The following is a 13,995-nucleotide window of genomic DNA, read 5'->3' on the forward strand; positions in this document are numbered from 1 at the left end:
CGGGGTCACCGACTCGGGTGGTAGACCCGGACCATGAGCCGGATCACGGCGCGGAAGCGCGTCACCCGCATCACCGTCGCGACGTCCCGGTCGGTGCGTGACGACCTGCTCGCCGTCGAGGAACCGCTGGAGATCCGCGTCGGCGGGAACTCGCTCGCGATCACGATGCGGACGCCGGGCAACGACGTCGACCTGGCGGCGGGGTTCCTGGTGTCCGAGGGGGTCATCGCCCGGGGCGAGGACTTCGCCGCCGCGCGGTACTGCGCCGGCGCCACGGACGAGGGCCTGAACACCTACAACGTGCTGGACGTCACGCTCGCGGCGGGCGTCCCCGCCCCGGACCCCAGCCTGGAGCGGGCGTTCTACACGACGAGCTCCTGCGGGCTGTGCGGCAAGGCGAGCATCGACGCAGTCCGGACGACCTCGCAGCACGCGGTGCACCACGACGACCTGGTGCTCGACCCGGCGCTCCTCGCGACGTTCCCCGACCGGCTCCGGGCGGCGCAGGACGTGTTCGAGAAGACCGGAGGGCTGCACGCCGCGGCGCTGTTCGACGGGCGGAGCGGCGAGATGCTCGTCCTCCGCGAGGACGTCGGGCGCCACAACGCGGTCGACAAGGTCGTCGGGTGGGCGGTCAAGGAAGGCAGACTGCCCCTGAGCGGCACCGTCCTGATGGTGTCGGGCCGCGCGAGCTTCGAGTTGACACAGAAGGCGTCGATGGCAGGGATCCCGGTCCTGGCGGCGGTGTCGGCACCCTCGTCGCTCGCCGTCGACCTGGCGAAGGAGGTCGGCATCACGATCATCGGCTTCCTGCGCGGCCAGAGCATGGTCGTCTACAGCCGGCCCGAGCGGATCGTCGAACCAGCAACCGCCCCTCGAGAGACAGTGAGCGCCCCGTGACCGAGCAGCCCCCGAAGGACGACGTGACCGACGCCGAGATGACGGTCGGCGAACCCAAGGACTGGGCGGCCGGCGTGCCCGGCGTCCTGCACTCGATGGGACCCGCGATCGAGCAGCTCGGGCTCGCGCGCACCGCCAAGCTCATGCTCTCCCTGAACCAGAAGGGCGGCTTCGACTGCATGAGCTGCGCCTGGCCGGACCCGGACAAGCGCAAGACGGCCGAGTTCTGCGAGAACGGCGGCAAGGCCGTGGTCTGGGAGGCGACGCCCGTGCTCGTCCCGCGGGAGTTCTGGGCCGAGCACTCCGTCGACGACCTCGCCGACAAGACCGAGTACTGGCTCGGCATGCAGGGCCGGCTGACCGAACCGGTGTGGAAGCCCGCCGGGAAGGACCACTACGAACCGGTCAGCTGGGAGCGGGCGTTCCGGATCATCGCCGACAAGCTGAACGGCCTCGACTCCCCCGACCAGGCGTCGTTCTACACGTCCGGCCGCACCTCGAACGAGGCGGCGTTCGTCTACCAGCTGTTCGTCCGGGCCTTCGGTACGAACAACCTGCCCGACTGCTCGAACATGTGCCACGAGTCCACCAGCCTGGCGATGGCCGAGACCGTCGGCATCGGGAAGTCGACCATCGCGTACGACGACTTCGAGCACACCGAGCTCATCATCGTGATGGGCCAGAACCCCGGCACGAACCACCCCCGCATGCTCACCGCACTCGAGGACGCCAAGCGCAACGGCGCCGAGATCGTCGCGGTGAACCCCCTGCCCGAGGCCGGCCTGCGCCGCTACAAGAACCCGCAGCGCGTCCGCGGCGTCGTCGGGCACGGCACCGAGATCGCCGACCAGTTCCTGCAGATCCGGCTCGGCGGCGACATGGCGCTGCTGCAGGCGATCGCGAAGCGCGTGGTCCTCGCCGAGCAGCGCACGCCCGGGTCCGTCGTGGACCACGCGTTCATCGAGAAGCACACGAGTGGGTACGACGCGTTCGTCGAGCACATCCTGCAGGTCGACGACGACGAGGTCGTCCGCGCCACCGGCCTGACGATCGAGGAGATCGACGAGCTCGCGGAGCGGTACCTGCGGTCCGAGCGCACGATCATCACGTGGGCGATGGGCATCACGCAGCACACCAAGGCCGTCGACACGATCAAGGAGATCATCAACCTCCTGCTCCTCCGCGGGAACATCGGCCGACCCGGCGCCGGCGCCTCGCCGATCCGCGGGCACAGCAACGTGCAGGGCGACCGGACGATGGGCATCTGGGAGCAGATGCCGGACTCGTTCCTCGACGCCCTGGCGAAGGAGTTCCACTTCGAGCCGCCCCGCGAGCACGGGGTCGACGCCCTCAAGGGCATCCACGCGATGCAGCGCGGCGACATCCGGTTCTGGATGGGCATGGGCGGCAACCTCGTCGCCGCGATCTCGGACAGCCAGCTCGCCGAGCAGGCGTTCCGCGGCACCGAGATGACCGTCCAGGTGTCCACGAAGCTCAACCGCTCGCACGCCGTCGTCGGACAGGAAGCCCTGATCCTGCCGACCATGGGCCGCACCGAGATCGACGTCCAGGCCGCCGGCCCGCAGTTCGTCTCGGTCGAGGACACCGTCTGCTCCGTGCACGGCAGCCACGGGCAGGTCCCGCCGGTCGCCCCCGGCCTGCTCTCCGAAGTCGCGATCGTGTGCGAGCTCGCGAAGGCCACCCTGGGCGACCGCGTCCCGGTCGACTGGCAGGCCATGCGGGACGACTACGACGTGATCCGCGACCACATCAGCCACGTCGTGCCCGGCTTCGAGGACTACTCCCGCCGCGCCGGCAGCAAGGAGGGCTTCGTGCTGCCGAACGGCCCGCGGGACTCGCGGACGTTCGCGACGAAGACCGGCAAGGCGATGATCACGGTGAACGAGCTCGAGCACGTCGAGCGCCCCGAGGGCACGCTGCTGCTCCAGACCCTGCGCTCGCACGACCAGTACAACACGACGATCTACAGCCTGAACGACCGGTACCGCGGCATCAAGAAGGGCCGGCACGTCGTCTTCGTCAACCCCGACGACCTGGCCGAGCTCGGGCTGACCGACGGCGACCACGTCGACGTCGAGACGGTCTGGGACGACGACGTCGAGCGCGTGCTGCGGGACTACCGGGTCGTCGCGTACCCGAGTGCGCGCGGCTGCGCCGCCGCCTACTTCCCCGAGGCGAACGTGCTCGTGCCGTTGGACAGCGCGGCGAAGGGCAGCAACACCCCGGTGTCGAAGGCCGTCCCGGTGCGTCTGACGCGGGTGGCGGTGCCCGCCGGCGTCTGACGCGCGTGCATCCGGCGTGCAGGTCTGGTCGCGACCAGGACCGGACTGGAGGCGCGTGGCGGGGCCGCCACGGTCCTCCCGTCCGTCCGCTGGTCGCGTCGGGGCCGTCAGCGACCGTCCCGCAGGTCCGGCAGGGTGCGTTCGGCGTAGGCGATCTCGTCGAAGACGGCCGTGCAGCCGTCGCCGGTGGGTGCCTGCGCGAGGAAGCCGACCGACAGGGGCGCCGAGCCGGACCGCAGGCGGAACGTGCGGACGAAGTCCCAGGTCCGACCGTCCGACGAGGCGTGGAAGGCGAAGGCGCTGCCCACCCGCGCGACCCGGAGGTGGACGGCCGGTGCGTCGAGCAGCCTGCTGTTGCAGTCGTCCGACCAGTCGTTCGTGACGACGCTGACGACCATGTCCTCACCATGCGGAGCGTGCTCGTCGCAGAGCTTCGCCCAGTGGTCCGGATCCGCCCAGAGCGCGAGCGCGCCGGCGTCGAAGGTCGTCCGCTCGCCGGGCACGCGGACCCGGGCCGACAGCACGAAGTCGCCGTCCGGAGCCGCGAACGCGAGCGCGGTGGCGCCGTGCTGCTGCGGGCCGCCGCCCGCGTCGTTCGTCCAGTCGACGCCGGGCGCGGACTCGAGCGTCAGCGCGCCGGTGCGGTCGTCGTACATGGCGACACCGTCGACGCCCGTCCAGGACAACGGCGGGAGGCCGGGCAGGTCCGGCGCAGCGGGGCTCATGGTCGCACGCTACCGGGCCTGACCGTCAGCGGTCGGTGACGGAGCGTCGCGCCAGGTCCGAGGCGAGCATCATGTCGGCGGCGTCGTCGACGAGCCGCTCGCCCTGCGCACGCGGGATCCGCCCGGACACCACGAGCGCGGCGAGGCCCTGCATCGTGGCGGCGAAGAGCATCTTGAACGATTCGCGTGCGGCCTCGTCGGTGTCGGCATCCCGGGGCCCCGCCGCCTGGTCGAGCAGGCCGAACAGTGCCCCGGCGGCCTCCCCGACGGCACCGGTGCGGGTGCTCGACTTCGCCTGGAACATCAGGTCCATCAGGGCGGCGTCGTCGACGGCGAAGTCGACGTAGGCGTGCGCGACGCGGCGGAAGCGGTCGGGCAGGTCCGTCGACGCCGTCATCGCCCGCTCGACCGCGGTCCGGAGGCGTTCGAAGCCGACCACCGCGAGGGCGTCGAGGAGCGCCTGGCGGTCGACGAAGTGGCTCCGCGGCGCACCGTGACTGACCCCGGCACGGCGGGCGAGGTCCCGGAGCGACAGCCCCTCCACACCCGCGTCGCGCAGGACGGCGACGGCCTCGTCCAGGAGCACCGCGCGGAGGTTCCCGTGGTGGAACGGCCGCTCGGTCATGCCGCCATCGTACCCAAACCAGGCATTGACTAGATAGTAGTCAGTGTCTAGATTGTCGACATGACCAACGGACGATCCCTCCTCGTGCTCGGCGCCACCGGGCAGACCGGGCAACACCTCACCCGCCTCGCGCTCGAGCAGGGCCACCACGTGCGCGCCCTCGCCCGCACGCCCGCCAAGCTCGCGGTCCGCCACGACCGACTCGAGGTGGTCGCCGGGTCGATCACCGACGACCACCTCGACCTCGACCGACTGCTCGACGGGGTCGACGGCGTCGTCGCGATGCTCGGGGACCGGGTGGCACAGCAGGACCGCCTGGTGAACACCGAGTTCGTGCAGCGCCTCGTGCCCGCGATGCGCCGGAGTGGCACCCGGCGGTTCCTGTACCAGGCGGGCGGACTCAGCGCGATGCCCGGGCGACGTCTGGCCCTGCCGCTCCGGATCGTCCGTCGCACGATCGCGAAGTCCTACGACGGTCAGCACCGGGACAACGAGGCCGTGATGCGGTACCTCGACGAGCAGGCCCGGGACCTGGAGTGGATGGTGCACCGGGCCGGCATCGGCTCGGACGGGCCGTCGCGCGGCGAGCTCCGCCGCTCGCGGCACTGGATCAGCATCGGGACGTTCGTCGACTGCGCTGCGTACGACCTCCGGATGCTCTGGGACGACGACGCCGTGCACACGTGGGACGGCAGCGCGTACGCCCGGGGGCGCTGAGCCCACGCCGGTCAGTCGCGCGGGGAACCGGGGGCGAGGTCGTAGGTCACCCACGGCGTCGCGGTGGCCACGGCGTCGTACACCCGTCGTGCCGCCGCGTTGTCCTGCGCGGTGATCCACCGCACCACGCTCGCCCCCTCGGCAGCCGCGACGGCGGCGGCCTCGTGCAGGAGTGCCGTCGCGACACCCGCTCCCCGGGCGGTCGGTGCGGTGAACAGGTCGTCGAGGTACAGCCCTATCGTGGCGGTCGACGGACGCGCGAAGCGCCGCAGGTTCGCCAGCCCGACCGGGCGGTCGTCGTCGTCCACGGCGACGAGCCCGAGCAGGCCGTGCTCGCCGCCGGACACCCATCGCCAGGTCGCAGCGACGGCGTCGGGGTCGTCCGGCAGACGGTAGAAGGCGCGGTACCCGGCGTACAGCTCCGCCCACGCCTGCTCGTCGGACGGTCGGACGGGTCGGACGCGGGGTGCCATCCCGTCAGCGTAGGGGTGGCGGTGTCGGGACGCTGGGATGTCGTCCTCCCGGTTGACGCCCCGGGCCCGAGCGCCGACCTACCGTGGGAACCGTCGCACGACCGTGCGAGGAGGAGAGGCAGCCGTGCTGCAGAACATGAGTGGGGCGCACCTGCTGGTGATCGTCGTGATCCTGGCGCTCGACGTGGTGGCGCTCCTTCAGGTGTGGCGTGATCGTCGTCGGAGCGACGTCGTCAAGGCCGTGTGGACCGTCGTCATCGTCGCGGTGCCGGTGATCGGCGTCGTCGGCTGGGCGGTGACCTGGCTGCTCGGACGCGCCGCCGCCGCGCTCGACCGGTCCCGGTAGCGCGGTCGGTGGCGGTCGCCGTCGCCCGACCTCACGCGCCCAGCGACATGTCACGGGCAGCGGCGCGCGTGACCTGTCGCTCAGCGCGAAAGGTCACCGCGGCAGTCGACCAGCCGACCAGCCGAGCGCCGACCAGCCGAGCGCCGAGTGTCGCCGCCGCCCCGCCTCACACCGACGCCTGCGTCCCCCGCACCCGCCCCACGACGACGTCCACGATCCCGGCGAGCAGCGCCGCCCCCACGAACGCGAGCGACACCCCGAGCCCGAGCGGCAGCCCTTGCGCGTAGTCGCCCTTCGAGCTGGCGAGCGCCGAGTAGAACACACTGCCCACGGCCGCGATCCCGATGGCCGACCCGACCCGGGCACCGACCTGGATGAGCCCACCGGCCGAGCCGCCCTGCTGGACGGGGACCTCGGACAGCGTCAGGGTCTGGTTCGGCGAGATCGTCAGGCCGGAGCCGACGCCCGCGACGAGCAGCGGCACCACGAGCCACCAGCCGAGCGACGGCCCGTAGTGGTTCGCGACCACCCAGATCACGCCGCCGAGCCCGAGCAGCACCAGGATCGTGCCGAACACGATGAGCTGCCGTCCGAACCGGGACACGACCCGTCCGCCGATCGTCGACGCGACGCCGGACCCGATCGCGAACGGCACCGAGGACGCCCCCGCCAGCAGCGCCGAGTAGTGCAGGCCGGACTGCAGCGCGAGCGTCAGCACGAAGAACAGCGGGGTGAAGCCGGCGAAGTACACGGTGGCGAGCCCGACACCGAGCGAGAACGACCGGCGGCGGAACAGCCCGAGGTCGATCACGGGCTCCTTCGTCCGCGCGTACCGCCGTTCCCAGAGCACGAACAGCACGGCGAACACGACCGCAGCGACGACGAGCCACCACTTCGCGTTGCTCTTCCACTCCTCGGACTGCACGAACGGCAGCAGCAGCGCGACGACCGCGGCGCCGAGCAGGACGATCCCCACGGGGTCGAAGTCGTGCTTCCGCCCGCGCTCGGCCTTCACGGTGGCGGGCAGGTAGCGGAAGGACAGGAGGATCGTGACGAGTCCGACGGGCAGGTTCACGAAGAAGACGAACCGCCAGCCGTTCTCGGTCCCGAACGCCGTGATGAGCAGCCCACCGACGAGCGGGCCGATCGCCGTGGCGATGCCGACCGTCGCTCCGAACAGGCCGAACGCGGTGCCGCGCTCCTTCCCGCGGAACAGCTGCTGGATGAGCGCGGTGACCTGCGGCGTGAGCAGACCACCAGCGAAGCCCTGCACCAGGCGCGCGATCACGAGCACGAGGCCGTTCGGCGCGAAGCCGCAGAGGGCACTCGCGAGCGTGAAGAGCGCGACGCCGACGATGAACATCCGTCGCCGGCCGGAAGCGTCGCCGAGCCGGCCTCCGGGCACGAGCAGCAGGCCGAACGCGAGCGCGTAGCCGGACAGGATCCACTGCACGGCCTCGGGCGAGGCACCCGGCAGGCCGCTCGAGATGGACTCCAGCGCGACGTTGACGATCGACACGTCGAGCAGCACGATCCCGCCGCCGAGCAGGCAGATGACGAGCGCCTTCCAGCGGTTCGGGTCCGGCTGGTAGTCGTCGCGACCGCCACCGCCGCCCGACGGGCGGGCGCGGTCCGGGGCGGTGTCCTTCGGGGCTTCCGGTGGGGTAGCCGTGGGTGCGGCGGTGGCGGCGTGGTGCGCGCCGTGGTGTGCGACGGAGGGAGCCGCATCGGGCTCGACGGGTTTGCGGTGTTCGGCTGCCATGACACGCCCACGCTAGGCTCCGGCCCCTGCGGGGTCCGGAGCGTGCGGTCCGCGGCTTGTCCCCCGTCCACGCGACCAGGCGACGGACTGGAGGCACGTGGCGGGCCCGCCACGGGCCTCCGGGCCGTCAGCGGGTCGCGTCCGCCAGCTCGGGGACGCGCACCGTCACGTGCGTGTCCACCGCGATCGCCAGCGCGGTGATCATCATCGACAACCCGACCGACGCGAGCGTGTCTGTCAGCCAGTGGTAGCCCAGGTACAGCCGGGTGACGACCTGCGCCGTGATCATCAACGCCGCGAGCGCGAACAACAGGACCGTGACCCACCGACGGTGGGTCCGCGAGGCGACGAGGAACGCCCCGATCAGGAAGAAGTCGCTCGCCCCGAGCACGTGCCCGGACGGGAACGAGAACGTGTGGTCGGGCGCGAGCAGCATCAGCCCGACGGGCGGCCTCGGGTGCCGCACGATCGGCGCGAGCAGCTGCGCGGTGGCGACGCCGAGCACCATCCCGCACGCCAGCAGCAGTGCCCGCCACGCGTGCCGCGCGAGGAGCGCCCACACCACGGTGACCACGAGCACGATGATCGGCATCCCGACCGGCCCGAACACGGTCGCGAAGAACGCCGACACCCCGGTCAGGTCCCGGTCGCGGTGCGCGTCGAACCACTGCTCGACCGGTCGGTCCAGGTGCTGCACGCCGCTGTGGCCGAGCACCCCGACGAGCATCGCCGAGAACACGGCGGACCCGACGACGGCGAGCACGACGGCCCCGCGGAGCAGGACGGCCCGCTCGGTACGCCCGACGGTCCGGCGCTCCGGGGTGAACTTCGTGTGCCACCAGCCGGGTGCCTGCGTCGCGGCGGTCACCGTTCGACCCGGGCTGTGCGACGGCGGCGGACGAGGGCTCCGACGACGAGCGGGAGCACCGAGACGACGACCACGACGATCATCACCGCGTCGATGTGGTCCGCCACGAGCGGGACGCCACCGAGCAGGACCCCGGCGGTGACGAGCACCCCGGCCCAGGCCACGGCGCCGACGACGTTCCAGGTGGCGAAGCGCCCGAGCGACATGCGCGCGGTGCCGGCGGCGAGCGGGACGTAGGTGCGGACCACCGGGACGAACCGGCCGAGCACGAGCGACGCGGCACCCCAGCGGGCGAAGAACGCCTCGGACTCGTGCAGCCGCGCGGGGGTGAGCAGCCGCGCGCCGGGGCGGAACAGCCGCCGGCCGACACGCGCGCCGAGGGCGTACCCGACGAAGTCGCCCACGACGGCGGCGGTCACGGCGACGAGCGCGACCTCGCCGGGTGTGACCCCGAGCGTGGCGCTGAGGATCGCGGCGGTGACGAGCAGCGAGTCCCCGGGCAGGAACGGGAACAGGACGCCGGACTCCACGACGACGAGGAGTGCGATCCCGGCCAGGACCCACGGCCCGAAGGCGTGCAGGACCGAGGCGGCGTCGAACAGGTGCAGGGCTGCGGGGATCACTGGGCGGTCCTCCAGGCGGGGTCGGTGGATCGGTCGGACGGGGCTCGACGGGCACTCCGTCCGAGCACGCTGCGCACGGCGTCGCCGAGGCTCCGGTGGTGCCGCCACTCGCGCACGGTGAGCGCGACGATGACGACGTCGAACAGGGTCAGGAGCGCGAGTCCGACGCCGGGGTGCTGCACGAACTCGACGCCCTGCCAGACCACGAAGCCGCCGAGCGCCGCGATCGCCCACGGGTACAGCCGTCGCGACCCGCGGAAGATCGCCGCGACGATGCCGAGCTTCACCAGGCCGTGCACGACCAGGTACACGGCGGCGAACAGCGTCGCGTCCGTGCTCAGCGCCGCGACCCCGTGGCGGACGAGGTGCGCGACCGGGTCGCCCGGGTCCTCGCGGAGCTCCCCCGCGGTCAGGAGCCGGGCGACGGCCTCGACCTGCGCCGGCCGGAGCACGAGCAGCGGCAGGCCGACGAGGAGCTCGACGAGCCCGTCGACCGCCTTGAGCGCGAAGCCGACCAGGAAGACCAGGTCGTACCAACGCTCGCGGGTCGGTGGTGTGGTGCGCATGCCACCAGGGTCGGACCGGGTCTCCCAGGAACGACCAAGGCTGACGATCCGTGCAGCCTTGCTGCTTTCTGGGCCGTTCCGTTCCACGCTGTCGGACGAGGAGGCGTCATGGGCGTGTGGATCGGTGTGGCAGCGGCGGGGATCGCGGTGCTCGGTGTGGTGAGTGCGGGGGCCGCCCTGCTCGCGGTCGCGGTCGAGGCGGAGCGCGAGGGGCTGCTCGACCCCGAGTGACGAGGGTGCCGGGCACCGGGCGCAGGGCCCCGCGGACGCGCAGGCCCCGTCCGCTCCGCGTCAGGCCGGGGTGCCGAGCCGGTAGCCCTTGCCCCGCACGGTCGCGATGAGGTCCCGCTCGGTCTTCTTCCGGAGGTAGTGCACGTACGTGTCGACCGTCCCGAGCTGCTCGCCGTGCTCGAACACCGCGGACAGCAGCTGCTCGCGCGAGAACACCCGGTCCGGCTCCGCGGCGAGCACCGCGAGCAGGTCGGACTCCCGGTCGGTCAGGGCCACCCGGCCGCTGTAGGGCGAGTGCACGGTGTGGTCGTCCGGCCGGAACGACCAGCCGCCGATCTCGAACGCGGGCCCGAGGTCCACCGGCGCGCGGGTGAGCGCACGGAGCCGGGCGTTCAGCTCGTCGAAGTCGAACGGCTTCACCAGGTAGTCGTTCGCGCCGGCGTCGAGCCCGGACACCCGGTCGTGCACCTCGCCGAGCGCGGTGAGCACGAGCGCCGGGGTGGCGACCCGGAAGCGCCGGAGCTCCCGGACCACGTCCAGGCCGTCGCCGTCCGGCAGGCGACGGTCGACCACGAGCACGTCGAACAGCCGGTGCAGCGCGGCTTCGAGCGCGTCCACCCGCGTGGTGACGAGTTCGACGTCCCACGAGGCCGACAGCACGTCCCGCACGATCGGCCCGAGGCGCGGGTCGTCCTCGACGAGCAGGACCCGTCCGCCGCCGCTCATCCGCGCCGCCGCCGTCCGGTCACACCGGCGAGCGGCAGGGTCAGCGCGAACACGGTGCCGGACGGACCGGTGCGCTCCACCCGCACGTCGCCGCCCGCGCGGACGGCGACGTCCTTCACCAGCGCGAGTCCGATGCCGTTGCTCGTCCGGGTCGGCCCGCCGGTGGCCGGGGCGTCGCCGTGGGCGAACCGGTCGAACACCCGCCGCGGGGCGATCCCCGTGATGCCCTGCCCCTCGTCGCGGACCCGGATCACCACGCGATCGCCGACGACCTCGTTCTCGACCCACACCGCGCCGCCCGTCGGACTGTGCCCGACCGCGTTGTCGACGAGCGCGACGAGGCACCGCCGGAGCTGCGTCGGCGTGACGGCCAGGACGCCCTCGCCCGGGGTGACCACGAGGTGCACCTGCCGGTCGCGGGCCAGGACCGCCATGTCGTTCGCCGCCGCCGCGAGACCGGCGTCGAGCTCCGCCACGGCGGCTTCGTCGGTCCGGCCGGCCGCGGTGGCGAGCAGGTCCTCGACGACCTCGGCGAGGGCGCGGGTGTCCGTGCGGAGCTCGTCCGCGACCGCTCGCTCGGTGCTCGTCGCGGGGAGCATCACCTGGAGCTGCTGCACCCGGGCGCTCAGCACCGTCAGCGGCGTCCGCAGCTCGTGACTCGCGTCCGCCACGAACGTCCGCTGCAGCCGGTAGGCCTCGGCCAGCGGCCGGACCGCACGCGCGGCGATGAGCCAGGTCGCCACACCCGCGAGCACGACGGCCGCACCGCCGACGACCAGGACGGCGATGAGCAGGTCGACGGTGTCCAGGTAGACGTGGACGTCCTCGGCACCGTGCCGCTCGAGCTGCTGCGCAGGGGTGAGCTGCCACGCCACGTAGGCCACGACGAGCGCGACGACGGACACCACGAGCGCCGCGGAGACGACCGCGACCCGCAGGCCGATGCGCACGGCGGACCGTCGGTACTCGCGGCGGTCGGGGTCCTGGTCGGAGCCGAGGCCGACCGCCGTGCCGATCCGGGTCAGCCAGGGCTTCACGAAGCGTCCTCCTCGTCCGCGCGATGGCGCCCAGTCTGCTCCCCCACGACCGCCGCGCGCTCGTCCGGCGTCCGGAAGCGCTCGACGCGGGCCGCTCCGCGCAGCACCACCCGCGTCAGCACCAGGTCGACCCAGACGATCCGGGCGACCGGCGCCACCGCGAGCGCCCACACCACCGACGCGACGACGTCCGTCGGCCAGTGCACCCCGTCCACGGCGAGCGCCGTCGCCACGACCAGCACGACGACCCCGCCGAGCACCGCGAGCACCCGGCGGCGGGGACCTGCCGGCACGAGCATGAGCCCGGCGAGCACGAGCGCCACCACGAAGACGGTGTGCCCGCTCGGGAACGACGCGTCGGGCTGCACGGGGACGAACGGGTGCGGCAGCAGGGACCCGTCGGGTCGCGGCCGCCCGACGACCACCTTGAGCAGGTCGGACGGGATCCACGTCAGCGCGACGACGCCGGCGAACGCCGCCGCCGTCACCAGGCGGCGGGTCCGAGCCCACACGAGCCCGGTCAGGACGACGGTCAGGAGCACCGCCGGCACCGGCTCGAACAGGGTGTACACCGCTGAGCCGACTGCGCCGAGGGCCCCGACGTGCAGGCTGTTGAGCGCTCGGGCGAGGCCGGCGTCCACCGGGTGCGCACGGAGGACGAAGCCGACGCCCACGAGGAGCACGACGACGACCACCGCCCGCTCGACGATGCGACGCCGGGTCGGACGGGCTGGGGACACGGGCAGTGGGGTGGTCACTCGGACATCCGACGGCAGATGCCCCAAGAAACGTCGAAGAAGCGTGACGATCCGGGCGCTCGACTCGTCCCAGCAGTGTCATGAGTGCGATCAGGACCTCACGCGACCCCCGGACCGACCGAACCGACCGGACCACGGGACCGTGCCCGAGCACCTTCGACCGTTGGCGGTGCCAGCGGGAGGCCGGGCACGCCGGCCTGCACTGCGCGGGCGGCGGTGGCGACACCGCGACGTGGAGCGACGCCCTGTCGGGCCGCGACCTGCGGGCCCTCCGGGGCGCGCGTCAGGGCCGGTAGTCGCGCCGCCGCTGGTGGTCGCTCTCGTTGGCCGCGAGCCAGCTCGCCGCGTTCGGCGGCACACCCGGTCCCGCCCCGTTGCTCGCGTCCACGCCGCGCGCGACCACACCCAACACCCCGACCAGCCAGTTGATGAAGCGCATCGCGACCCCCTTGCACCGAACGTACCGGCCATCTGCACCCACCGCACGCGTCGGCCGGCGGTGATCCGTGCCTCCCAGGCGGCCTGGAAGCGCGGTGCGCGCCCGACGCGCACGTCACGCAGGCGGGCTGGTCGCGTCAGCCGACCTGCTGCGCGCTGCCCTACGCTGCTCGCATGGGGGAACGGATGGCACGACGCGCGGGACCGCGGAACGGGGTGCTGCGGTTCCTCCGGGACATGGTGGTGATCCTGCTCGCAGCCCTGCTCGCGTCGTTCCTCGTCAAGACCTTCGTCATCCGCAGCTTCTCGATCCCGTCCGGTTCGATGACGAACACCCTGCAGGTGGGCGATCACGTCGTCGTGAACGAGCTCGCCGGCCTGCACCGGGGCGACGTCGTCGTCTTCCGGGACGCCGACGGGTGGCTCGACGTGCCGGGCGCCCCTGAGCGGGTCGCCGCGCGGACGCCGACGCTCCTCGGCCGGACGCTCAGCACGGTCGGCTTCGGGCCGGACACCGACGGCCACCTGGTCAAGCGGCTCATCGGACTGCCGGGTGACCACGTGGAGTGCTGCGACGCGCAGGGGCGGATGTCGGTGAACGGCGTCCCGCTCGTCGAGCCGTACGTCCTCGCACCCGAGGGCGAACCCGCGTCCGGTGTCCCGTTCGACGTCACGGTCCCCGCCGGCCGGCTGTGGGTGATGGGCGACAACCGGTACGGCTCGGCCGACTCGCGCTCCCACCAGGACCTGCCCTCGAAGGGGTTCGTCCGGGAGTCCGACGTCGTCGGGCGGGCCGTGGTCGTGACGTGGCCGGTCGCCCGGTGGTCGTGGCTCGACGACCACCCCGAGGTGTTCGCCGGTGTCACGCGCGAGGAGCAGGGCGGGTAGTCCCCCTGG

Annotated in this window: 17 protein-coding genes; 6 read left to right on the forward strand and 11 right to left on the reverse strand. The window is 72.8% G+C overall.

The window, feature by feature from the left end:
- Nucleotides 1-33 precede the first annotated feature (33 nt).
- Nucleotides 34-900 (forward strand): formate dehydrogenase accessory sulfurtransferase FdhD, encoded by an 867-nt coding sequence (fdhD, locus tag HUN58_RS01545; protein ID WP_208745319.1) that lies wholly within the window; start codon nucleotides 34-36, stop codon nucleotides 898-900.
- Nucleotides 901-938: 38 nt separating this feature from the next.
- Nucleotides 939-3,203: an FdhF/YdeP family oxidoreductase gene (locus tag HUN58_RS01550; RefSeq protein WP_114851435.1), complete on the forward strand. Its 2,265-nt coding sequence runs from the start codon at nucleotides 939-941 to the stop codon at nucleotides 3,201-3,203.
- 107 nt (nucleotides 3,204-3,310) lie between these two features.
- On the opposite strand, the gene HUN58_RS01555 is transcribed toward HUN58_RS01550, so the two are convergent.
- Together HUN58_RS01555 and HUN58_RS01560 are read right to left on the reverse strand one after the other, a co-directional pair.
- Nucleotides 3,311-3,928 carry a DUF1349 domain-containing protein gene (locus tag HUN58_RS01555; protein WP_208745320.1) on the reverse strand — a complete coding sequence of 206 codons (618 nt, stop codon included), beginning with the start codon at nucleotides 3,926-3,928 and terminating at the stop codon, nucleotides 3,311-3,313.
- A 25-nt stretch (nucleotides 3,929-3,953) separates the two neighbouring features.
- Nucleotides 3,954-4,553, reverse strand: coding sequence for a TetR/AcrR family transcriptional regulator (locus tag HUN58_RS01560; RefSeq protein WP_208745321.1), 600 nt, complete (start codon nucleotides 4,551-4,553; stop codon nucleotides 3,954-3,956).
- A 60-nt stretch (nucleotides 4,554-4,613) separates the two neighbouring features.
- Here HUN58_RS01560 and HUN58_RS01565 point away from each other — a divergent pair, with 60 nt between their 5' ends.
- Entirely contained in the window at nucleotides 4,614-5,270 is a 657-nt protein-coding gene (locus HUN58_RS01565) for an NAD(P)-dependent oxidoreductase (RefSeq protein WP_208745322.1), read from the forward strand.
- A gap of 11 nt (nucleotides 5,271-5,281) precedes the next feature.
- On the opposite strand, the gene HUN58_RS01570 is transcribed toward HUN58_RS01565, so the two are convergent.
- Nucleotides 5,282-5,743 (reverse strand): GNAT family N-acetyltransferase, encoded by a 462-nt coding sequence (locus tag HUN58_RS01570; RefSeq protein ID WP_058740535.1) that lies wholly within the window; start codon nucleotides 5,741-5,743, stop codon nucleotides 5,282-5,284.
- A 124-nt stretch (nucleotides 5,744-5,867) separates the two neighbouring features.
- On the opposite strand from HUN58_RS01570, the gene HUN58_RS01575 reads away from it, so the two are divergent.
- Entirely contained in the window at nucleotides 5,868-6,089 is a 222-nt protein-coding gene (locus HUN58_RS01575; protein WP_208745323.1) for a PLDc N-terminal domain-containing protein, read from the forward strand.
- A 166-nt stretch (nucleotides 6,090-6,255) separates the two neighbouring features.
- On the opposite strand, the gene HUN58_RS01580 is transcribed toward HUN58_RS01575, so the two are convergent.
- From HUN58_RS01580 to HUN58_RS01595, 4 genes are all read right to left on the reverse strand, one after another.
- Complete coding sequence (locus tag HUN58_RS01580; protein WP_208745324.1) at nucleotides 6,256-7,851, reverse strand: MFS transporter; 1,596 nt, start codon at nucleotides 7,849-7,851, stop codon at nucleotides 6,256-6,258.
- A gap of 127 nt (nucleotides 7,852-7,978) precedes the next feature.
- Nucleotides 7,979-8,719, reverse strand: a complete 741-nt coding sequence (locus tag HUN58_RS01585; protein ID WP_114851381.1) for a phosphatase PAP2 family protein — start codon at nucleotides 8,717-8,719, stop codon at nucleotides 7,979-7,981.
- On the reverse strand, nucleotides 8,716-9,342 hold the full coding sequence (locus HUN58_RS01590) for a DedA family protein (RefSeq protein ID WP_180224722.1): 627 nt from the start codon (nucleotides 9,340-9,342) through the stop codon (nucleotides 8,716-8,718). Before HUN58_RS01590 ends, HUN58_RS01585 begins: the two co-directional genes overlap by 4 nt.
- A complete protein-coding gene (locus HUN58_RS01595; RefSeq protein WP_180224721.1) occupies nucleotides 9,339-9,908 on the reverse strand; it encodes a DUF2127 domain-containing protein in 570 nt (189 codons plus the stop codon). Before HUN58_RS01595 ends, HUN58_RS01590 begins: the two co-directional genes overlap by 4 nt.
- A 108-nt stretch (nucleotides 9,909-10,016) precedes the next feature.
- On the opposite strand from HUN58_RS01595, the gene HUN58_RS20875 reads away from it, so the two are divergent.
- Nucleotides 10,017-10,139 carry a hypothetical protein gene (locus HUN58_RS20875; RefSeq protein WP_257222049.1) on the forward strand — a complete coding sequence of 41 codons (123 nt, stop codon included), beginning with the start codon at nucleotides 10,017-10,019 and terminating at the stop codon, nucleotides 10,137-10,139.
- A 60-nt stretch (nucleotides 10,140-10,199) separates the two neighbouring features.
- Here the strand turns inward: HUN58_RS20875 and HUN58_RS01600 are convergent, their stop codons facing one another.
- The 4 genes from HUN58_RS01600 to HUN58_RS01615 form a co-directional block, all read right to left on the reverse strand.
- Complete coding sequence (locus HUN58_RS01600; RefSeq protein ID WP_180224720.1) at nucleotides 10,200-10,865, reverse strand: response regulator transcription factor; 666 nt, start codon at nucleotides 10,863-10,865, stop codon at nucleotides 10,200-10,202.
- Complete coding sequence (locus HUN58_RS01605; protein ID WP_180224719.1) at nucleotides 10,862-11,902, reverse strand: sensor histidine kinase KdpD; 1,041 nt, start codon at nucleotides 11,900-11,902, stop codon at nucleotides 10,862-10,864. The genes HUN58_RS01600 and HUN58_RS01605 overlap by 4 nt, the downstream gene beginning before the upstream one ends.
- Entirely contained in the window at nucleotides 11,899-12,660 is a 762-nt protein-coding gene (locus HUN58_RS01610; protein WP_180224718.1) for a phosphatase PAP2 family protein, read from the reverse strand. Before HUN58_RS01610 ends, HUN58_RS01605 begins: the two co-directional genes overlap by 4 nt.
- 283 nt (nucleotides 12,661-12,943) lie before the next feature.
- Nucleotides 12,944-13,099 carry a hypothetical protein gene (locus HUN58_RS01615; protein WP_180224717.1) on the reverse strand — a complete coding sequence of 52 codons (156 nt, stop codon included), beginning with the start codon at nucleotides 13,097-13,099 and terminating at the stop codon, nucleotides 12,944-12,946.
- Nucleotides 13,100-13,272: 173 nt separating this feature from the next.
- Here HUN58_RS01615 and lepB point away from each other — a divergent pair, with 173 nt between their 5' ends.
- Complete coding sequence (lepB, locus tag HUN58_RS01620; protein ID WP_254631592.1) at nucleotides 13,273-13,986, forward strand: signal peptidase I; 714 nt, start codon at nucleotides 13,273-13,275, stop codon at nucleotides 13,984-13,986.
- Nucleotides 13,987-13,995: the final 9 nt, after the last annotated feature.

The organism is Curtobacterium sp. Csp1, assembly GCF_013347185.1.

Bases quoted from the DNA above. Each gene is read 5' to 3' on its own strand.
- HUN58_RS01565 (WP_208745322.1), top strand. From the start codon at position 4,614: ATGACCAACGGACGATCCCTCCTCGTGCTCGGCGCCACCGGGCAGACC.
- HUN58_RS01615 (WP_180224717.1), bottom strand. From the start codon at position 13,099: ATGCGCTTCATCAACTGGCTGGTCGGGGTGTTGGGTGTGGTCGCGCGC.
- HUN58_RS01555 (WP_208745320.1), bottom strand. From the start codon at position 3,928: ATGAGCCCCGCTGCGCCGGACCTGCCCGGCCTCCCGCCGTTGTCCTGG.
- HUN58_RS01580 (WP_208745324.1), bottom strand. From the start codon at position 7,851: ATGGCAGCCGAACACCGCAAACCCGTCGAGCCCGATGCGGCTCCCTCC.
- HUN58_RS01600 (WP_180224720.1), bottom strand. From the start codon at position 10,865: ATGAGCGGCGGCGGACGGGTCCTGCTCGTCGAGGACGACCCGCGCCTC.
- HUN58_RS01570 (WP_058740535.1), bottom strand. From the start codon at position 5,743: ATGGCACCCCGCGTCCGACCCGTCCGACCGTCCGACGAGCAGGCGTGG.
- lepB (WP_254631592.1), top strand. From the start codon at position 13,273: ATGGGGGAACGGATGGCACGACGCGCGGGACCGCGGAACGGGGTGCTG.
- HUN58_RS01560 (WP_208745321.1), bottom strand. From the start codon at position 4,553: ATGACCGAGCGGCCGTTCCACCACGGGAACCTCCGCGCGGTGCTCCTG.
- fdhD (WP_208745319.1), top strand. From the start codon at position 34: ATGAGCCGGATCACGGCGCGGAAGCGCGTCACCCGCATCACCGTCGCG.
- HUN58_RS01550 (WP_114851435.1), top strand. From the start codon at position 939: ATGACGGTCGGCGAACCCAAGGACTGGGCGGCCGGCGTGCCCGGCGTC.
- HUN58_RS20875 (WP_257222049.1), top strand. From the start codon at position 10,017: ATGGGCGTGTGGATCGGTGTGGCAGCGGCGGGGATCGCGGTGCTCGGT.
- HUN58_RS01595 (WP_180224721.1), bottom strand. From the start codon at position 9,908: ATGCGCACCACACCACCGACCCGCGAGCGTTGGTACGACCTGGTCTTC.